This is a genomic window from Nonomuraea sp. NPDC002799 (assembly GCF_053592075.1).
In genome coordinates, this window is the sequence record NZ_JBSFVA010000003.1 from 168,691 (window position 1) to 188,422 (window position 19,732).

At 71.6% G+C, this 19,732-nt stretch carries 19 protein-coding genes; 3 read left to right on the forward strand and 16 right to left on the reverse strand.

Going from position 1 to position 19,732, the window contains the following annotated elements; genetic code table 11:
- The first annotated feature begins 204 nt into the window (after window positions 1-204).
- Window positions 205-1,740 carry a bis-aminopropyl spermidine synthase family protein gene (locus ACWD0F_RS07505; protein ID WP_449873092.1) on the forward strand — a complete coding sequence of 512 codons (1,536 nt, stop codon included), beginning with the start codon at window positions 205-207 and terminating at the stop codon, window positions 1,738-1,740.
- 44 nt (window positions 1,741-1,784) lie between these two features.
- On the opposite strand, the gene ACWD0F_RS07510 is transcribed toward ACWD0F_RS07505, so the two are convergent.
- The 16 genes from ACWD0F_RS07510 to ACWD0F_RS07585 form a co-directional block, all read right to left on the reverse strand.
- Window positions 1,785-2,369, reverse strand: a complete 585-nt coding sequence (locus ACWD0F_RS07510) for a hypothetical protein (protein WP_449873093.1) — start codon at window positions 2,367-2,369, stop codon at window positions 1,785-1,787.
- A gap of 97 nt (window positions 2,370-2,466) precedes the next feature.
- Window positions 2,467-3,327 (reverse strand): hypothetical protein, encoded by an 861-nt coding sequence (locus tag ACWD0F_RS07515; protein WP_449873094.1) that lies wholly within the window; start codon window positions 3,325-3,327, stop codon window positions 2,467-2,469.
- Window positions 3,328-4,250: 923 nt separating this feature from the next.
- Entirely contained in the window at window positions 4,251-4,955 is a 705-nt protein-coding gene (locus ACWD0F_RS07520) for a VIT1/CCC1 transporter family protein (protein ID WP_449873095.1), read from the reverse strand.
- Window positions 4,952-6,304, reverse strand: a complete 1,353-nt coding sequence (gene lgt / locus ACWD0F_RS07525; protein WP_449873096.1) for a prolipoprotein diacylglyceryl transferase — start codon at window positions 6,302-6,304, stop codon at window positions 4,952-4,954. The genes ACWD0F_RS07520 and lgt overlap by 4 nt, the downstream gene beginning before the upstream one ends.
- A gap of 26 nt (window positions 6,305-6,330) precedes the next feature.
- Window positions 6,331-7,098: a DsbA family protein gene (locus ACWD0F_RS07530; RefSeq protein ID WP_449873097.1), complete on the reverse strand. Its 768-nt coding sequence runs from the start codon at window positions 7,096-7,098 to the stop codon at window positions 6,331-6,333.
- Between the two features lie 21 nt (window positions 7,099-7,119).
- Complete coding sequence (locus ACWD0F_RS07535; protein ID WP_449873098.1) at window positions 7,120-7,569, reverse strand: MauE/DoxX family redox-associated membrane protein; 450 nt, start codon at window positions 7,567-7,569, stop codon at window positions 7,120-7,122.
- A gap of 180 nt (window positions 7,570-7,749) precedes the next feature.
- Window positions 7,750-11,601, reverse strand: coding sequence for an endo-alpha-N-acetylgalactosaminidase family protein (locus ACWD0F_RS07540; RefSeq protein WP_449873099.1), 3,852 nt, complete (start codon window positions 11,599-11,601; stop codon window positions 7,750-7,752).
- Between the two features lie 231 nt (window positions 11,602-11,832).
- Entirely contained in the window at window positions 11,833-12,627 is a 795-nt protein-coding gene (gene trpA / locus ACWD0F_RS07545) for a tryptophan synthase subunit alpha (protein WP_449873100.1), read from the reverse strand.
- A 94-nt stretch (window positions 12,628-12,721) separates the two neighbouring features.
- Window positions 12,722-13,942, reverse strand: coding sequence for a tryptophan synthase subunit beta (trpB, locus tag ACWD0F_RS07550; protein ID WP_449873564.1), 1,221 nt, complete (start codon window positions 13,940-13,942; stop codon window positions 12,722-12,724).
- A gap of 23 nt (window positions 13,943-13,965) precedes the next feature.
- Window positions 13,966-14,805 carry an indole-3-glycerol phosphate synthase TrpC gene (gene trpC / locus ACWD0F_RS07555; protein ID WP_449873101.1) on the reverse strand — a complete coding sequence of 280 codons (840 nt, stop codon included), beginning with the start codon at window positions 14,803-14,805 and terminating at the stop codon, window positions 13,966-13,968.
- A 130-nt stretch (window positions 14,806-14,935) separates the two neighbouring features.
- Complete coding sequence (locus ACWD0F_RS07560) at window positions 14,936-15,367, reverse strand: DUF2752 domain-containing protein (RefSeq protein WP_449873102.1); 432 nt, start codon at window positions 15,365-15,367, stop codon at window positions 14,936-14,938.
- 50 nt (window positions 15,368-15,417) lie between these two features.
- Window positions 15,418-15,999 carry a CD225/dispanin family protein gene (locus ACWD0F_RS07565; protein WP_449873103.1) on the reverse strand — a complete coding sequence of 194 codons (582 nt, stop codon included), beginning with the start codon at window positions 15,997-15,999 and terminating at the stop codon, window positions 15,418-15,420.
- A gap of 177 nt (window positions 16,000-16,176) precedes the next feature.
- Complete coding sequence (locus ACWD0F_RS07570; protein WP_449873104.1) at window positions 16,177-16,902, reverse strand: DUF4190 domain-containing protein; 726 nt, start codon at window positions 16,900-16,902, stop codon at window positions 16,177-16,179.
- A 108-nt stretch (window positions 16,903-17,010) separates the two neighbouring features.
- Complete coding sequence (locus tag ACWD0F_RS07575; protein ID WP_449873105.1) at window positions 17,011-17,574, reverse strand: Trp biosynthesis-associated membrane protein; 564 nt, start codon at window positions 17,572-17,574, stop codon at window positions 17,011-17,013.
- 12 nt (window positions 17,575-17,586) lie between these two features.
- A complete protein-coding gene (gene hisI, locus ACWD0F_RS07580; RefSeq protein WP_449873106.1) occupies window positions 17,587-17,940 on the reverse strand; it encodes a phosphoribosyl-AMP cyclohydrolase in 354 nt (117 codons plus the stop codon).
- Window positions 17,941-18,000: 60 nt separating this feature from the next.
- Window positions 18,001-18,351: an STAS domain-containing protein gene (locus tag ACWD0F_RS07585; RefSeq protein ID WP_449873107.1), complete on the reverse strand. Its 351-nt coding sequence runs from the start codon at window positions 18,349-18,351 to the stop codon at window positions 18,001-18,003.
- A gap of 136 nt (window positions 18,352-18,487) precedes the next feature.
- On the opposite strand from ACWD0F_RS07585, the gene ACWD0F_RS07590 reads away from it, so the two are divergent.
- Together ACWD0F_RS07590 and ACWD0F_RS07595 are read left to right on the forward strand one after the other, a co-directional pair.
- The gene (locus tag ACWD0F_RS07590) at window positions 18,488-19,318 is read left to right on the forward strand and encodes an MEDS domain-containing protein (protein WP_449873108.1); all 831 of its coding nucleotides are present in this window, start codon (window positions 18,488-18,490) and stop codon (window positions 19,316-19,318) included.
- Window positions 19,311-19,718: an ATP-binding protein gene (locus ACWD0F_RS07595; RefSeq protein ID WP_449873109.1), complete on the forward strand. Its 408-nt coding sequence runs from the start codon at window positions 19,311-19,313 to the stop codon at window positions 19,716-19,718. Before ACWD0F_RS07590 ends, ACWD0F_RS07595 begins: the two co-directional genes overlap by 8 nt.
- Window positions 19,719-19,732 lie beyond the last annotated feature (14 nt).

The following is a 19,732-nucleotide window of genomic DNA, read 5'->3' on the forward strand; positions in this document are numbered from 1 at the left end:
TGCATATCGTGGGTAGAGGTTACCGCACCCTGCCGGAATGGTGCCCGCCACGTCCGCATTGCGAACATTTGCGACAATCTCAACATCCGAACTCCCTATCCCAAACCCCGGATCACATGGTCAAATTCCCGATCCGGAACCGCGGAATGCGCCACGGGGAGCGATTCCGGCAGAGCCCCTCCGCACCCTCGATAGGGTTGCCCCATGGAGCGTGACGGGGTGGAGCGCCTGCTCAGCGAGGCAGGGGCCGACAGCAGGCGGCTCAGACACGCACTGGCCCTCCTGTGCGACGGCCAGTGGTGGACCCTGGGGGCGCTCGTCAGGCAGAGCGCCACCTCCAGGCGCACGATCGAGGCCCTGCTGCGCGAGCTGCCGCTGGAGCGCTCGGGCGACGACTCGTTCCGGGTGCCGCTCCCCCGCACCCCCGGCTATCAGGATCTCCTCGCCCTGGCCCCGCCGCCGGAGGACCCGGTGGCGCACCTCGTCCCCCACTACGCCGACGTGCTGCAGCGCCTGACCACGCTCATCTCCCGCGCTCCGCGGGCCCGCCACGTCCTCGACCACGTCTCCGCGACCCCGGAGACCGTGTTGCGGCGCGCGCTGCTCCTCGGGGCCCGCTTCTGGCTGCCCGGCGCCCGCCTGCTGTGCGTCGGCGACCACGATCTGACCTCGCTGGCCGTCAAGCTGGTCCATCCGGAGACCGACGTCACGGTGGTCGACGTCGACGAGCGCATCCTGGCCTACATCGACGCCCAGGAGCTCGGCGTCCGCACCCGCTGGGCCGACCTGCGGCTCGGCCTGCCCGCCTCGGCCAGGGATCACGACCTGGCGCTCACCGATCCGCCGTACACGCCGGAGGGCACGAGCCTGTTCGTGGCCCGCGCCGTGGAGGGGCTGAAGGACGAGGGCCGCGTCCTGCTGGCCTACGGCGCCAGCGAGCGCACTCCCATGCTGGCCCTCAAGGTCCAGCAGTCCCTGTCGGACCTTAACCTGGCCTATGAGGCCATCTATCCCGACTTCAACCGCTATTTCGGCGCAGAGGCCATCGGCTCCGCCGCCGACCTCTACATCCTGCGCCCCACCTCCAAGACCCGCCCGGCGGTGACGTCCCGCCTGAGCCGGTCGGCCACCGCCATCTACACGCAGGGCCCGCAGTCCGTCGAAAGCGCCCAGATCGCCCTCCCGGCGCCGCCGGCCGACGCCGACCTGCTGGTGGGCGACTGGCCCAAGGACCTCACCCAGCCCCGGGTACGGCTGGCGACCTGGCTGGCCAAGCCGTACGCGGCCGCGGCCGGCCACGTGGCCGCCGCCCTCCCGCCCGGCCTGGAGGCCGCCCTCCCGCGCCTGCTCCTGGCCACCCGCGCCGGCCATGTGCGCGTGCTCGGCACCGGCCTCCCCCCGCTGCCGGACGTCCTGTCCGCCGTCTACAAGGTGAGCACCGGCCCCGGCGCCCTCGACGCCGTGCGCATCCCGCCGCCCGAGGACGAGGCGGCCTCGGTGCTGCGCAAAATCCTGGACAACGGCCATGCCAAGCTGGCCAACACATGGCGCGAGGCCCTCATCGCGGTGGCGCGCGGCCAGGGGACGGCCCTGACCAAGAACGAGGCCCGCACCCTCATCCGCGAGGCCGCGCCGTGGTCGGACGACCTGACCCCCTTGGAGGCCCCCCTCCACCGCCTTGACAGCCTCAAGGACGCGGTCGCCACCACCGTCGCCGCCCTGACGACCACGACTTCCTGACCTCCGGGTTCCGGCACACGGCAGCGCTTCACCGCTACCGGCGACTACGTGGCGTTGACGATGCGGCTCTGGACCACGCGTCCGAGGCCGTCCAGCGCGACCAGGGCGGCGACCAGGTCCTGGGCGGGCCCACCGGCCCAGCTCACGGTCACGTAGTGCCCCATGGCCCGGGCCTGTGCCCGGCTGCCGGCGGCGTCGAACGGAACGTCCTGCCGGACGAACCCGTCCCGGCCCAGCGCCGCCACCAGCGCGTCAGCGGCACGCCCGTCGTTCAGGTTGAAGATGACGAACTGGCCCGCCATCGAGGACCCCTTGTAGGTGGCCTGGAGCGCCTGCGTGCAGCCCATGGCCGTGGTGCCCCAGAGCACCTCGTCGCAGTCGGTGAACTGCCGCGTCGACTCCCGTCGCATGGCGCCGAGCTTCTCCGTGGCCGCGGTGAAGACCTCTTGCGGGGTCAGCGGGGTGGCGTCGTTCTGGCGGGTGTCGATGGCCGCGTAGAAGGCGGAGGTGGGCTCGGCGTGGAAGCCGCCGGGACGGGGCTCGTCGCCACGCAGCCACAACCAGCCGGCCACGGCGACGATCACCACCAGGGTGGCGATCACGGCGGGAATGACGACACGGCGTGACATCAGGCGGCCACTCCTGCGATCGAGACGGCGTCCTGGCGGCGACGTGGGATGTCGGCGGGGCGTGTCCTGTGGCCGGGACAACGGGGCGTGGACGGCATCAGGACGACTGACCCGCGATCGTGACCACGCGGCGGTAGACGGCCTTCTCCGCCCCGCGCAACGCCAGCGTCAACGAGACGAAGTCGTCCTTGGGACCTGGCTCCGTGCCGTCCACCCGGCCGAGCCACACCAGGCCGACGTAGTGGCCGAGCGCGTAGCCGCCCGCCTCCGAGTGACCGCCGGTGGGGAAGGCGACCTTGGAGGAGGACAAGGGACGCGTCCATCCGCCTCGGTAAAGCGTTTTCAATGACTCCACCAGCCCGCTCGCCGACTGGCCGTCCTTGAGGTTGAGTAGCGTGTACTGGCCGACGTAATGGCCGTCGGAGCTGGCGTAGAGCCCGCGCGCCACCTGGGTGCAGCCGAATTCGGACATTTGTTCGAGGAGTGTCGCGCCCCACAGCGCCGCGGAGCAGTCCGTGTCGAGTTGTTTGGCGACGAGCTTGAGCTTGAGTTTCTTGGTGACGGCCAGTTCGTTCTGGCCGAACACCTCCTTCTCGGTGAGCGGACGCCCGTCCCTGGCCCGGTCCGTGACGGGTTCGAACAACTTCGGCGAGCTCCAGCCCTGGAACACCTGCGGCAGCGTCACGTCAGGCCCGACCACGGCGGCGCTGGCCCGCTGATCGGGCGAGTAGTTGCCGATCGAACGCGCGACCACCACGATGCCGGTGCCACCCAGCAGCACGCCGATGACCACGGCGATGATGACGATCATCCGCTGCCGCCGGGGCGGGACGCCCATGTCGGTGAGCAACGGGAACTGCCAGTCGGATCGCTCGGGACGACGCCGCTTCCTGGACGACGCCGCGGACCTCCCGCCATCGTCGGCCTCCGCCGCCGTATGGCCGCCGCCATCCGCCATCCCGTCGCGTCCGCCACTGTCCTGACCCGGCGGCCAGGCGCCATCTTCCTGAGCCGACGGCCAGGCACCCGCTTCCTGAGCTGGGGGCCAGGCACCGCTGACCTGCCCACCGTCGGACGCCCGCGCCGCCCTGCGACCACGGCCGCGACCGCCCTCTTGCGCGCTCGCCGCCGTCCGGGATCCACCACCGTCTGCGGCCGTCCCGCGCCGCGACCCCTCCGAGGCCGCCCGGCGCCCGGTTCCGCCCACGGCGGCCGCCCAGGATCCGGATCCGTCGTCAGCCGCCCACGATCCGGCCTGGCCCTCCCAGAAACCGTCTTCGTCCGCCGTGGTCCGAGGCGCACCGTCGGCTGCGGACCGAGGTCCGCCACCCGCCGCCCGAGGGCCGGTCGCGTCGGACACCACCGACTGCCATACGTCGTCGTCGGCCGCCGCCGACCGGCGCCGCCCGCCATCACGTGCACGGCGTCCACCGCCGTCACCACCCGCCGACGGCCGGCCACCGCTGCCCTGACCACTGCCATCAGCACCCGCCGGCCAACCACCAGTGCCCTGCCTAGTGCCATCAGCACCCGCCGGCCAACCACCAGTGCCCTGACCACTGCCTGGCGCACCCGCTGACGGCCGGCCGCCGCTGACCTGACCCGCACCACGAACGCCCGCGGCGGACCAGCCGTCACCGGCCTGACCACCGCCATCCGCACCCGCCGACGGCCAGCCGCCGCTGACCTGCCAGCCGCCGCTGACCTGACCGGCACCGTTGGAACCCGCCGGGGGCCAGCCGCCGTTGACGTCTCCAGCGCCGTCGGGGCCTGGGGCGGGCCGGTCGTCGCCGGAGTGTCCCGTGCTGTCGAAGTCCTCCGGGGGCCGGTCTCTGCCCGAGCGGCCACCGCTGTGGGAACCGCCGGCTCGTCTGCGGGCCATCACAAGCCCGCCGCCCCGATCAGGTTGCCGACGCCGAACGTGACCCCTGCCGCCACCGCCCCGACCACGAGCTGGCGCAGCCCTGAATACCACCAACTGCGTGCCGTCACAGCCGACACGATAGCCCCGGCCGCGAAGAGCGCAACACAGGACACAACCGCTGAGACCGCCAGAACCTTCACTCCGAGTACGTAGGGCAACAGGGGCAGCACCGCCCCCACGCTGAACGACAGGAACGACGACACCGCCGCCACCAGCGGTGACGGCAGCTCGCCGGGCGTGACACCGAGCTCGTTACGGGTGTGGACCTCCAGCGCCCGTTCGGGGTTGCGGGAGATCTGCGCGGCCACGCGCGCGGCCAGGTCGGGCGTCACACCCTTGTCCACGAACGTCTGCGCCAGCTCCGCCTGCTCGTCGTCCGGATAGCGGGCCAGCTCACGCCGCTCGACGGCGATCTCGGCCTGGGCCAGCTCGCGCTGACTGGCGACCGAGACGTATTCGCCGCCCGCCATGGACAGCGCTCCCGCGGCGAGCCCGGCGACACCGCCGAGAGCGATGACCCTCGTGTTGCCGGTGCCACCCGCGACACCCGCGATGAGCGCGAAGTTCGACACCAGACCGTCCATCGCGCCGAACACCGAGGGCCGCAACCAGCCTCCGGTGACGTCGCGATGGCGGTGGTGGATCTCCGCGCGACCGGTCATCGTGCGTTCTTCGCCTTGGCCCCGGAGCCGGAGTCGTCAGGAACGTCGCCAACCCGGCCGCCGGCCTCGCCGGAGACGTCCGTGGACCGGCCGCCGTCGCCAGGGTCGGCCTCACCAGAGGCGTCCTTGGAACCGTCCGCCTCACCGGAAACGTCCGCGGAACCATCCGCGACACCAGCGGCGCGCGCGGAATCGTCCGCCTCATCCGTGACACCAGCGGCCACCGAAGAATCGTCCGACTCGGAGACGCCAGAACCGTCCGCCTCGGAGAGGCCGGCAGAACCGTCCGCCTCACCGGATGCGTCCTCCGAACGGCCGGTGGTGCCAGGGACAACCGCCGCGCGGGGCGCGTCCTCCTGAGGGCTCCCGTCAGGAGCGCCGTCGGGAGCCGTGCCGACACGAGCCGTGTCATCACCGCCGCGCCCGGCCGCCGCGTCATCGGCGACCGCTTCGGAGGGCGTCTCTTCGGAGGAGGTCTCCCCGGTCTCGTGCGCCGGATCCGCCGGATCCGCCACCGACGGCGACACGACGATCTCCTCGCCCTCCTTGTTCCTGGTCGCCCAGAGGTAGACCAGCGCGCCCAGGAACAGCACGATCGACGTCCACTGGTTGATCCGCAGCCCGAGGAAGACCACCGCGTGGTCGACCCCGCCCACCGGGTCGATGCGCAGCCCTTCGATCCAGAAGCGGGCCAGCGTGTAACCGGCGACGTAGAGGGCGAACAGCCGCCCGTGCCGCAGGTTGAAGCGCCGCCCGGCGTAGATCAGGGCGAAGCCGAGCGCCAGGTCCCAGAGCGACTCGTACAGGAAGGTCGGGTGGTAGAGGATCCCCGGCTCTCCCCCGTGGTCGAGGTCGATCTCCAGACCCCACGGCAGCGTGGTCGGCGAACCGTACAGCTCCTGGTTGAACCAGTTGCCCCAGCGGCCGATGGCCTGGGCGAAGGCGATGCCGGGAGCGACCGTGTCGGCGACGGCGCTCATGGACAGGCCGCGCTTGCGCGCGGCCCACCAGACGCCGACGCCGCCGAGCGCGATCGCGCCCCAGATGCCGAGGCCGCCCTCCCAGATGAACAGGGCCTGGTAGGGCTCCTTGATCGCGCGGCTGCCGAAATAGGTCTGCCAGTCGGTGATGACGTGGTAGAGGCGGCCGCCGATCAAGCCGAAGATGACCGCGGGGACCGCGATATCGATGATCGTTCCGCTCTGGCCGCCGCGGGCGCGCCAGCGGCGCTCGCTCAGCCAGACCGCGACGATGACGCCGAGAACGATGCACAGTGCATAAGCCCGGATCGGGATGATTCCGAGATACCAGACCCCTTGGGAAGGGCTGGGAATCGAGGCAAGGGGCATGTCAGGTGAGGGTAGCGGAAGCGAGGCTACTTAGCCGCCTTCGTCACCGCATCGCGAAGATCCTTCGGACTGAAGATGACCGCATTGTCCATCTCTGTGCCGTTCAATTTCACCGTCGGCGTGTGCGTGAGCTTCTGCTCGTCGCTGATCTTCTTGCTGTACGCCAGATGCGCGTCGACGTTCTTCCCCGACGTGACGCACTGCTCGAAGCCCGGGTCGGTCACCCCGGCCTGCTTGCCCCACTCCACGAGCCGGCTCGGCGGGAAGCCCTCCTGGGTCTCCGAAGGCTGGTTGTCGAAGAGCAGGTTGTGGAAGGTCAGCCACTGCTTGCCGTCCTTGACGCAGCGCGCGGCGTTGGCGGCGCGCACGGAGTTGGACTTGGTCGGCTCCTGGGAGAAGATCGTGATGGGGTGGTAGACGACCTTGGCCTTGCCCTCCGAGGCGAGGTTCTTGAACGTCTGGCCGCTGACCCGCTCGGCCTCCTTGCAGGCCGGGCACTGGAAGTCCTCGTAGATGTCGATGACGGGCTTGGTGACGCCCGGCTGGGCCATCACGGTGCTGCCGTCGGCCTGCACCGTGATCGGCGCGAGGGCGCCGGCGGCCTCCTCCGAGCGGGACGTGCTGGCCGCATACCACCAGCCGAGCCCCACCGCGGCCACCGCGACCACGCCCGCGGTCACATAGGTGACCACCCGCTTGCGGTGGTCACGGGCGCGGGCCTCGGCCTGCTGCTCCTTGATCTTCTCACGAGCCGACTTCGACGCCGTCTTCGTACGCTGGCCCTTGCTCATCATTCGTCTTCCCCTTCGTCACGGTTATCGCCTTGCCAGGCCGAGCGCCCCGTCCAGGGCGAAACGGCCCGGCGGGAAACGCACGGTCCACGCCCCGAGCAGCACCAGGCCGAAGTCGCGGAGGATGTCGAGCAGGTAGGCCGGCTCCTGCCCCACCCCCAGCTGGCCGCCGCCGCCGAAGCAGCCGCAGTCGATCCGCAGGCCGTTCGCCCAGGCCCAGGCGATGCCGAACACGAACGCGAACATGAGCAGCGCGGCGATCACTCCGGCCACCCTGGTCAGCAGACCGACGACCAGCAGCACGCCGACCACGATCTCCAGGATGGGCAGGGCGTAGCCCACCGTGACGGCGATCGATTCGGGCAGCAACTGGTATGCCTTGACCGCCACGACGGAGTCGGCCGGGTTGCCGATCTTGAGCGCGCCGGCCGCGATCAGCACCCCGCCCAGGATCAGCCGGGCGACGGTCGTCACCCAGGGTATAGCCGCAGACGCTCTTAGTGACTGTTGCGACGCGACCACGGGTCATCTCCTCTGTCTTTGCACCGGAATTGCGCACAGTACCGGGATCTCATCCGACCACGCTGCGGATAAGCGCCGGCTAAGGCACTTTTCCGCAGGACGTGGAGCACCACCCGTCACAAAAGTGCGCGATCAGCCGCAGGTGAACCGGGCCGCGCCCCAGTCCGCGTGGTCGTTGCCGTTCCCGTCTCCGCCGTCGCCGGCGACGAGGTCCGCGTACCGGGCTCCGGACACGTCGGCGCTCAGCTCGTACGCCGCGTCCGCCGCCCGCAACACCGGGCTGCCCGCCTTCTCCACGCCGTCGGCCACCACGCTGAACCGCACCGACCCCCGCGCCGCCTGCGAGTCGTCCACGCCCACGACGGCGGTGAACGCCGTGCACCGGCCGCCCAGATGGAAGCGGACTGTGGCGGGCGCGTGCGTGCCGAGGCCCTTGGCGAACGTCCGCCCGCCGACCACGATCGGGCCGCCGTCGGCGGGGCCGGTGTCGCCGTTGGACCGGTCGCGCTCCACGGGGCCCCAGCCGTTGCCGGCGCTGACCCACTCCAGGTCACTGGCGTAGACGTCGGCCACCGGCGGCGCGGGCAGCGTGCGCACGCTCGCCGCCGCCGTCAGCCGCCGCGCGCCGCCGGCGGTGTAGCCGGCGACGGCGCGGAGCTCGTAGACGCCGTACGCCGCGTCGGCCGGCGGGGTCACCCGCCACGTCGTGACCAGCTTCTGGCCGGGCTCGACGGCGGCGGCGGTCCCGTCGCCGGCGACCGTCCATCCGTCCGGCGCCGCCAGCTCCACCAGCACGTCCCTGGCCGCCACGTCCTCCAGGTTCGTGAACGTCGTGGCGACCTCGTTGGCCGCCCCCTGCTCGAACGCCGGCGAGGCGGGCACCACGTCCAGCGACCCGCACGCCTGCGCCTCGGAGGTGACCCCGAGGTCGGTGACGGCGAAGTCGTCGAGGATGAAGTCGGCTCCCGGCTGCTCGGCCCTGAGCGAACGCAGCCCCACCCACACGTCGCCGCAGCCGGCCACCACCCGCTCGCTGAACACGGCCGTGGCCCGCCGCTCCGGGATCGGCGTGCGCCGGGTCTCGACCGTGGCCGCGGCCTGGTCGTAGCCGGTCACCCACTGGTAGGTGTCCGCGAGCGCGTTCTGGTAGCGGAAGGAGACCTCGTAGGCGTGCCCCGGCTCGAAGCGGGCGGTCCACGGCAGCGTGCGGTAGACGAGCCCCTGCCGCTCCTCATGGACCTTCAGCGACCAGTCGCCGCTCAGCACGTCATCGACCGTCTTGCCGTCCCACCCGGCCCGCGTGTACGGCTCGTGCCGCTCCGACAGGTGCGTGCGCGCGTCGAAGGACCCGCCCGCGTCCCCCTTCACGAACGGCCCCCAGCCCGGCTCGACGGACTCGAACGTCTCCACCTCCCCCTCCGGCTCCCGCCCGAACAGCCGTACGTCGTCCACCCGCACGTCCCCGTCGGCGCCGGCCGCCGTGACGCGCAGCGTGACGGCACCGCCGGGCGGCGCGGCGAAGGTGACCCTGACCCGCTGGAAGAAGGTGTCGTGCTTGTCGTCGGAAGCGATGTAGTTCCGCGCCGTGGAGCGGTCGAGCGTCACCGACGCGCCGCCCGCCTCCAGCGTGGTCCGGCGCGTGTGCCCCGGCTCGACCTCGACGTACGCCGACGCGGTGTACGTCCGGCCGGGCGCAAGGCCCGTCAGCCGCTGTTCCAGCCGGGCCGGCGCGCCGCCCGCGAGCCGCGCCATCCGGCGGCCCAGGCCGTCCCGCACGGCGCTCACCGGGCCGGTGACGCGCCAGCCCCCGAGCCGGTCGTCGTTGAAGCCGGGATCGCGCACGCCGGCGCCCTGCCCCCATCGCGGGTCGCCCTGGGCGGGCGCCTTGCCGGGGTGGAGCACGTACGGCACGCCCGCCTCGGCCCGCAAGGTGATCTTCCCGTCGCGCGGCGTGACCGTGCCCACGAGGACGCGGCCCTGGTCGGTCAGCTCGTAGACGGTCATCGCCCGCCCGGCCTCCCAGATGGTGACGCCTCCGGCGGCGTTGTAGTGGTAGTGCCTGCCCTGCCACGGCAGCAGGTACGCGCTCCCGTCGAGGACCTTCCTGCCCCCGGCGAACAACTCCCGCCGCCCGTCCCGGTACGTCCCGCGCACGCCGCCGCCGAAGACGATCTCGTCGGCGTCCCAATCCATGATCTTCTGCTGCTGCAGGAACTTGACCGGCAGGTTGTGCTCCCAGACGTTGCGGAGGAACGCGGTGAAGTCGTTCTCCGCCGTCCAGCCCTCGAACTCGACGATCCTGGCGTTGCCGAGGATCGGATGGGCGTTCCAGACGTCCTTCTCGTCGTTGCGGATGAAGCGGATGATCTGCGAGTTCAGCCCCTTGTTGGTGACTCCTCCGTAGTTGAGGTCGTTGGCCCAGTGCGCCCACAACGACGACCGTTCCAGCTTGTCGGACCATTCCGTGGTCACCTGCCAGCCCTGCGCGCGCAGCTCGGCCAGCGTGCGGTCGGCGACCCAGCCGTAGGGCCTGAACACGTCCACGTACAACACCCCGAGGTTCCCGTCGGTCTCCCGGCGCAACCGGGCGAGCCGCCCGGCCAGCGTGCCGCGGGTCAGGTCGCCGCGCTGGTCGATCAGGTACGCCTGGTCGAGCCAGTTCCAGCCTCTGCCGCCCCCGATGAGCTGCTCGCTGAAGGCCCTGGCCTCGGGATAGGCCTCGGTGGCGTTGACGTGCACGCCGAACGTGGCGTTCCACCCCTTACCGGCCCGGAGCAGGGTGTTCAGGTCCGTCAGCCCTCCGGCGCGGCGGTTGTGGTTGCCGCCGTAGTCGGGGTGCGCCGAGTCGTGCCCCTCCGACTGGTAGCCCTTGAGCAGCGCGAGCTGCCCCAGGCCGTCGGTGGCCAGCGAGACGCGCTTGACGTCGTCGAGCGTGCGCAGGAACGGGTGCGTGGCCTGGCTGGAGAAGTTGAACGGGATGTGGGTGACGACCCGGTCCTTGGTGCGCTCCGCGCCGAGCGCCTTGACGCCGATGCTCCGGAAGGCGATGGCGCCGTCCTGCCAGTCGAGGCTCCCGTCGCCGTTGGCGTCGGGGGTGACCACCACCTTGGCCCAGGGCGGCTCCTCGGTGAACGGCGAGCCGGCCGCGCGGTGGGTCCACTGGCCGCTCCACACCGCCACCGTGACCGTGCCGCCGGCGTCGCGCCTGGCCTGGTGCCAGAGCCGGGCCGCGTCCCTGTCGGTCACGCCGGAGGGACGGTCGTAGGTGGAGTTCGACTCGACGGCGGCGGCCAGCCGGTCGGTGTTCACGATGGCGTACGCCGCCCCGGCCGGCGCCGCCTCCGGCGCGGTGCCCGCCGTGACGGGGGCGAAGACGTCGGCCGTGCGCGTGGCGTTGGGATCCAGCCGGGTGAACGCGGTGGCCGCGCCGGGCTGGGCGCTCGACACCGACACCAGGTCGTGCCCCGGCAGGTCGATCGTCCCCACGCGGAACGCCTCGGTGTCGGCCACCGAGTCGATCCGGAACGTCGTCACCCTCCCCCGCACCCCGACGCTCGCCGCCAGGACCACGCCCGGCAGGGCGCCGAACGTCAGCCGGTACCGCGCCCGCGCGCCGTCGGCGCCGCTCAGCGCCACGCTCGCCGCGTACGGCTGCCCGTTGAGCACCACGGCCGGCACGGCCGTGCTCCCGCCCAGAGAGGCGCCGCCGGCCCGGTCGGTGTAGCGCAGGACGCGCGGGAAGGCCGGGTCCAGCTCGACGGTGAGCGACGGGGACGAGATCGTGATCGGCCGCGCCACCTCGGCGGGCTCGGGCGCGATGTCCTGCGCGGTGGGGCTCGGCGGCGGCGCGCCGGTCGGCGACGGCTCAGGGGACGGCAGCTCGTACGTCGGCGTGGGAGCCGGTACGGGGTCGGCGGACACCGGGGTGGCCATGGCCGCGGCCGTGAGCGCGAGGGCTGCCAAGAGCACGGGACTTCGACGCATGGGGGTCCTCCCGGGTCCTGCGTCATACCGCTCAGGAGCCCGATCATCACCCCGCGCCGGACCACCCGCCATGGACCCGCACGCCAGATCCTTACTTTCCTGACAGAGACGGCGAAGCGCGGCCCCCACCGGGGAACCGCGCTTCACGTGCTCGAATCAGCGGCACACGCCCCGCACCCGTCCGGCTCAGCGGCGCCCGGCTCAGCGGCGCCCGGCCGGCACCCGTCCGGCTCAGCGGCGTACGGCCTGTGCCATGTCCTTGGCGAGCGTGGCGATGGAGGCCCGGCCCGCGGCCTCGTCGGGCGCGTCGAGGATGCGGCGGATGAACGCCGACCCCACGATGACGCCGTCGGCGTAGGCGGCCACCTCGCCGGCCTGCTTGCCGGTGCCCACGCCCAGGCCCACGCACACGGGCAGGTCGGTGTGCGCCTGGGTCCGCTGGACCAGGCCCTCGGCCGCGACGTTGACGGTCTCCCTGGCGCCGGTGACGCCCATGAGCGAGGCCGCGTAGACGAAGCCGGTGCAGCAGTCGACGACGGCCTTGATCCGCTCCTCCGTCGAGCTCGGCGCCACCAGGAACACCGTGTCGATGCCCGAGGCCGCCGACGCCGCCCGCCACGGCTCGGACTCCTCCGGCGTCAGGTCCGGCGTGATCGTGCCCACGCCGCCGGCGGAGGCCAGGTCGCGGGCGAACCGCTCGGCGCCGTACTTGTCGATCGGGTTCCAGTAGGTCATGACGAGCGTGGCGGCGCCGGTGGCGGCGACGCCCTCGACCGTGCGGAGCACGTCGGCGATGCGGGTGCCGTTGAGCAGCGACCGGTGCACCGCGTCCTGGATGGTCGGCCCGTCCATGAGCGGGTCGGAGTAGGGCAGGCCGATCTCGATGACGTCGCAGCCGGCCTCGACCAGGGCCGCTGCCGCGGCGACGTCGCCGCCCTTGGTGGGGAAGCCCGCGGGCAGGTAGCCGACGAGCGCGGCCCGGTTGTCCGCCTTCGCCTTGGCGAAAACCGTCTGAAGAGTCGTCATGTCTGTCCGTTTCGGAAGGTCGAGTCTCACCATGATGCCTCGCCGCGCGCCCGCCCAGAGTCCCCCGCGCCGGTGCGGCTCAGCCCGGAGACCTTCAGAGGTTGAAGTACTTCATGGCCGTGCCCATGTCCTTGTCACCGCGCCCGGAGAGGTTGACCAGGATGGTCGCCTCGGGGCCGAGCTCGCGGCCCAGCTTGAGCGCGCCGGCCAGCGCGTGGGCGGACTCGATGGCCGGGATGATGCCCTCGGTCCTGGCCAGCAGCGAGAACGCGGCCATCGCCTCGTCGTCGGTGACGCCGTGGTAGGTGGCCCGGCCGGAGTCCTTCAGCCAGGCGTGCTCGGGGCCGACGCCCGGGTAGTCGAGCCCGGCCGAGATCGAGTGGGACTCGATGGTCTGGCCTTCGTCGTCCTGCAGGACGTAGGTGCGCGAGCCGTGCAGCACGCCGACCGAGCCCGCGGTCAGCGTGAGCGCGTGCTCGCCGCTGTCGAGGCCGTGACCGGCCGCCTCGTAGCCGTGCAGCCGCACGTCCGCATCGTCGATGAAGGCGTGGAAGATGCCGATCGCGTTGCTGCCGCCGCCGACCGCCGCGCAGATCGCGTCGGGCAGGCCGCCGGTCAGCTCCAGCATCTGGCGGCGGGCCTCGACGCCGATGATGCGGGCGAAGTCGCGCACGATCTCGGGGAAGGGATGCGGCCCCGCGACCGTGCCGAACAGGTAGTGGGTGGTGTCGACGTTGGTCACCCAGTCGCGGAACGCCTCGTTGATGGCGTCCTTCAACGTCTGCGAGCCGTTGGTCACCGGCACCACGCCGGCGCCGAGCAGCTTCATCCTGGCCACGTTGAGCGCCTGGCGCTCACAGTCGACCGCGCCCATGTAGATGACGCACTCCAGGCCGAGCAGGGCGGCGGCGGTGGCCGTGGCCACGCCGTGCTGGCCCGCGCCGGTCTCGGCGATGACCCGCTTCTTGCCCAGCCGCTTGGTCAGCAGCGCCTGGCCCAGCACATTGTTGATCTTGTGCGCGCCCGTGTGGGTGAGGTCCTCGCGCTTGAGCACGATCCTGGCGCCGCCGGCCTGCTCGCTGAAGCGCGCCACGTCGGTCAGCGTGGTGGGCCGGCCCGCGTACGTGCGGAGCAGGTGGTCGAACTCGCGCAGGAACTCCGCGTCGTTCTTGGCCTTCTCGTAGACCGCGGCGACCTCGTCGAGTGCCGGGATGAGCGCCTCGGGCACGAATCGGCCGCCGAAGATGCCGAACTTGCCGTGCACGTCGGGGTCGTCGCCGCGCACGCCGTTGCCCGCCAGGTCGGCGGCGGTCAGAATGCTGCCTTCGTATGCCACTGCTATCCCTCTGCTGAGTGGTCGGGGCGCGTCGACGGATGGGCGCCGGCCGTCACCAGCGCCTCCACTGCCTTGCGCGGGTCCTTGCCGGTGACCAGGCTCTCCCCTACCAGCACGGCGTGGGCGCCGGCCCTGGCGTAGGCGAGCAGGTCGTGCGGGCCGCGCACACCCGACTCGGCGATCTTGATCACATTATCGGGGATCTTCGGCGCCAGCTTCGTGAAGACGTCGCGGTCGACCTCGAGTGTCTTCAGATTGCGCGCGTTGATCCCGATGACCCGGGCGCCGGCGGCGACCGCCCGCTCCAGCTCCTCTTCGGTGTGCACCTCGACCAGCGGGGTGAGCCCGATCGACTCGGCCCGCTCGATCAGCGACACCAGCGCCTCCTGCTCCAGGCAGACGACCATCAGCAGCGCCAGGTCGGCGCCGTGGGCCCTGGCCTCCCAGAGCTGGTAGGAGGTGAGGATGAAGTCTTTACGCAGGATCGGGATGTCGACCCGGGCGCGGACCGCCGCCAGGTCCTCAAGGCTGCCCCCGAACTTGCGCCGCTCGGTGAGCACGCTGATGACGTGGGCGCCACCCGCCTCGTAGTCGGCCGCCAGCGCCGCCGGGTCGGCGATCGCGGCGAGCGCGCCCTTGGACGGGCTGGAGCGCTTGACCTCGGCGATCACCGAGATCCGGTCGCCCCCGAGCGCGGCCATCGCGTCCCTGGGCGGCTGCGCCCGCTCGGCCCGCTGCTTGAGCTCGTCCATGGAGACGGCCTGCTGGCGTGCGGCGAGGTCGGCGCGCACCCCGTCGAGGATGTCGTCGAGGACACTCGGCCCTTCCGTCCGCTCACTCACGCGCTTGGGGTCCCTCCGGTCGACAGTGGGGGTGGCTGGGAGTTCGCGTCGCGTCCGCTCCCTGCCTCGTCTTGCGATGGTATCGGCCCCGGCGGGGTCACCTCACCACAGGCCCCCGGCGAGCAGGGACTCAGGGCGCGAGGAACGCCCCGAAAGGCAGATTACGGACGACCCAGTAGACCATGACGACCGCGATGAACCCCCACAGCCACGCCGGGTGCGCCAGCGTCGTGCGTCTCGGCCTGCCCTGCCAGGCCCGCAGGACCCACCTGCCCCACCAGAACAGCAGGAACGGGATCGTCGCCATGGCGAGCGGGTTGAGCCCGATGGCCGCGACCGGATCGAGGTGCGCGAGCGCGTGGATGGTGCGCAGCGTGCCGCAGCCCGGGCAGTAGAGGCCGGTGATGGCCAGGAACGGGCACGTGGGGTAGTGGCCCGGCTGGTTGGGGTCGATCGTGCCGACGAACGCGAACACGGCGCCCGCCGCGGCCGCAACACCGAACGGCGCGAGCAGCGCCCTGAGGCGATCCGTGCCGCGCCGCTCGGTTGTCGCGAAGCTCATGCTCTCAGTATCCGCCTTCCGGTACGTGCCGGCCGCCCGCGCCGCTCGCTCTAGTAGGACCCGTAGGACGACGAGACGCTGGCGGTGAGCACGATGGCGAAGAGGACGTAGGCGATGATCGACAGCACGATGCCGATCGCGCCGACGATGAGGCTCCGCTTCCACCAGGTCTTGGCTTCCTCGGCGGCCTGCACCGCGCCCTGGACGTCGCCGATCTGCCACTTCGAGTTGACCTGCGATGACTTGACGATCGCCACGATGCCCAGGGGGAGGCAGCAGAACAGGGTGGTGAGGATGGCCGGGACAAGCTGGTTGTCCGGCGGCTGCTGGCCGGGGGCGCCGTAGCCACCGCCGCCGTAACCGCCGGCCGGAGGCTCCTGGCCGTAGCCGCCGCCGTAACCGCCACTCGGGGGCTGCTGGCCGTAGCCGCCACCACTCGGAGGCTGCTGACCGTAACCGCCACCGCTGGGGGGCTGCTGGCCATAGCCGCCACCGCTGGGGGGCTGCTGACCGTAACCGCCGCCACTCGGGGGCTGCTGGCCATAGCCGCCACCGCTGGGAGGCTGCTGACCGTAACCGCCGCCGGGCGGCTGCTGGCCGTAGCCGCCGTCGCCCTGGTTTCCGTAACTCATGCTAATGACCCCTCATGTCGTCATTTTTGAGCGAGTTGCGCGCGGCAGCCTAGCGATTCAGCATCTCCAAGGTGGACCAACATCCATTTTGCGGACAATTCGTAATCGGACCGCAAGCGGCTCGTCACGGCCTGGCTACACCCCGAGCACGTTACCGTTCAGTAGCCACGTTCCCGATCAGTAGTCGACAGAGGACGTCGCCGCGGCGCTGAGCCCCATCAGGCCCAGGATGAAGCCGCCGAAGATCAGCCAGCCCAGCACCCAGAGCACGACGGTGATGTAGGACGTGACGAGTCCGCCGACGGCCATGCCGTGGCCTTCCTCGCCGGTGGACTTGATCTTGTTGAGCGCGATGTGACCCAGGATCACGCCGGGGATGCTGGTGATGCCGCAGAAGATCAGGCCGATGATGCCCAGGACCAGCGAGGCGACCGCCATGCCGTTGGTGGACCGTGGCGGCGGGCCGTACTGGCCGTAGGCCTGCTGGCCGCCGAATCCGCCGCTCGGGGGCTGCTGGCCATAGGCGAGCGGCTCCTGCGGATAGCTGGGCGGCTGCTGACCGTAGCCACCACCGTAGCTGGGCGGCTGCTGACCATAACCGCCACCGGAAGGCGGCTGCTGACCATAACCGCCACCGGAAGGCGGCTGCTGACCATAACCGCCACCGGAAGGCGGCTGCTGACCATAGCCACCGCCGGAAGGCGGCTGCTGACCGTAACCGCCGCCGCTCGGCGGCTGCTGGCCGTAGCCACCACCCCCGCTGGGCGGCTGCTGGCCGTAGTCGCCCGCACCGCCCTGAGACTGCTGACCGTAACCGCCGCCGTAGCTGGGAGGCTGCTGGCCGTACCCACCACCGGGCGGCTGGGCGCCGTGGCCGCCATTGCCCTGATCCCCGTAGCTCATGCGCTTGGCTCCTAATGTTCCTGGCGAGTTGCAATGGCAGCTTATTGAGAAAACGTTTGCCAGGCGGACACAGGTTCAGAACAGTGCAGAATTCGTCACCCCCGAATCTCAGCGGGAATCGGTGGGATCGTCACCGCGGTCAAGGGCGTCCCAGAGCCCCCGGTCATCGTCACGGGCCCGCGCCGGCTCCTTGGCGGCACCCCTGTCGTAGCGCGCCGACATGCCCGCCCACCTGCCGCCCCGCAGAAACGCGAGCACTCCGCCCGCGATCATCAGCAGCGCCCCGGCCGCCGCCGCACCGGGCCAGAGCGGCACGGCCTCCCAGGGCAGGGCGGTGGCGCCGCGCAGGACGTTGCGTTCATGGAGCCAGGCGGTCACGCTCTCGTCGTTCAGCGCCGTCCACGTGCCCACCGCCGCGCCGGCTCCGCACAGGGCCAGCAGCGCGCCGACGACGCGGCGCCCCGCTCCCTTGGTGGCCAGCACGGCGACCACCCCGGCCAGACCGGCCAGCGCCACGGGTGTCAGCACGGGGCTCAGCTCGCCGCCGGTGGGCGCCACCGCGCCGCCCGCCTGGACGCGCACCCAGATCCGGCCCGCGGCGAACAGCACGAGCACGCAGCCCAGGACGGTCATCGCGACCCAGCCCCACAACTCTGCGCGTGGCGTCCTCATCGCCGGCCCGCCCTAGCCCCGGCCGAGCGGGAGTTCGAGCCGATCGGCGTCGAAGCAGGTGCGGTCTCCCGTGTGGCACGCCCCGCCCTCCTGGTCGACCTTGACCAGGATGGTGTCGCCGTCGCAGTCGAGGGCCACCGACTTGACGTGCTGGACGTGGCCGGAGGTGTCGCCCTTGACCCAGAAGGCGGCGCGGCTGCGCGACCAGTAGGTGGCCTTGCCGGTGGTGAGCGTCCGATGCAGGGCCTCGTCGTTCATCCAGGCCAGCATGAGCACCTCGCCGGTGTCGTACTGCTGGGCGATGGCGGGGACCAGGCCGTCGGAGTTTCGCTTCAGCCGTGCGGCGATCTTGGGATCGAGGGACATGCTGCCATTCAACCAGCCCGCCTCCGCGACTCCGTCACCGCCGCGACCGCCTGCCGGGCCTCAGTCCAGCGCCTGGGCCAGCGTGTCGTAGATCGGGAACAGCGACGCCAGGTTGGTCCGGCGCAACCGCCGCAGCACCTGGCCGTCCGTCGCCACCAGCGACATGGTGCCGTCCTGGTCCCGCATGGTGGCGAGCCGGCGCACCAGCACCCCGAGCCCCGTCGTGTCGATGAAGGTCAGCGCGGTCAGATCGACCACCAGCCGGCTCCCGTGCGTCTCCACCGCTTCGTCGAGGCATCTCCGCACCCGGGAGACGTTGTCCAGATCCATCTCGCCCGCCAGGCTGACCACCACGAGCTCCCCATGGTGGCGTCGCGTCATCTCCAGCACGTCCACGCCGATGCTCCTCATGACCCCTCCCCTGGCGGCCCCGCCGAAAAGCTACACCTGTCCGCCTCTGATCACCGTGGGTTTTGCCGAGAATGCGGTACGTGATGACCCGCGGCGGGGTATTTTCGGGGGCGTCGCGTGCTAGAGGAGGGCCATCGTGATACCGGTCGCGGGCTCCGTTCTCGACCCCGACCTGGGGGATCACATCTGCCTGCCGTTCGAGGGCGAACGCGAGCGGATGTCCGCCACCCGGGTCTTCACCATGAACGGGCTGCGGCGCCGTACCCGCGTGGTGATCATCACGCACGCCGACAGTCCCGAGCGGACGCGTGACTGGCTGGCGCCGCTCGTGCCGGGGTTCGCCGACGCGGAGTCCGCCGAGCAGGTGGAGATCCTGGCCTGCGCCGACACGCACTTCACCGACGGCAGCCTGGACCCCGCGCGGGTGTTCGGCGGGCTGGCCGCAGCGCGCGAGCGGGCGCGCAAGCACGGGCAGCACGGCGTGTACGCGCTGCTGGACGCCTCCTGGGGCGTGTACGACGCGTCCGCGCAGGCGGCGTTCGAGGCGGCGGCCAACGAGCTGTTCGGCGAGCGGTGGCTGGCGGCCGTGTGCCAGTACGACCGCGGCCTCTTCCCCCGTGACGCCCTCGACCGGGCGGCCTCGGTGCATCCGATCTCGCCCGAGCAGGCGCTGCTGCGCTTCGCCGGCATGCCGGGCGGGCTGCGGGTCTGGGGGGACATCGACCTGACCAACAGGCAGGCGTTCGCCTCGGTGCTGGAGAAGCTGGAGAAGGAGCCCGGCGAGGTCGTGATCGACGCCGCCGAGCTCGACTTCATCGACGCCGGCTCGGCCCAGTTGCTGACCGTCACGGCCATGGCCCGGCCTCAGGGGTCCACCGTGGTCGTCTGCCGCGAGTCCATGGCGCGGGTGCTCCGCCTGATCAGGGCGGATGAGTTCATCACCGTCCGCCGGATGGGCGATGTGTAGGCAGGTGCTCTGCGCGAGCTTCGCGCGGGGGCGCATCACCCTGCTGCGCAGGTCCGTGGCCGAGCACGCCGCCTACGAGGGGCTGGCGGGCCGGCAACTGGAGGACTTCGTGCTCGCCGTCAACGAGATCATCACCAACGCGGTGATGCATGGCGGCGGGCACGGGCGGTTGCGGTTGTGGTCGCACGAGGGGCGGTTGTGGTGCGAGATCGCCGATCAGGGGCCGGGGATGCCGTCCGGATGGCTGAGCGGCATGCGCCCGCCCGCGGGGTTCGACTACCGCGGGCGGGGGTTGTGGCTGACGCGGATGTTGTGCGATCACATCATGATCGTGTCGGGGCCGGCGGGCACGACGGTGACCTTCGCCGCCGTGCACGAGTCAGCGCCCGTGCACGAGTGAACGCCCCTGCACGA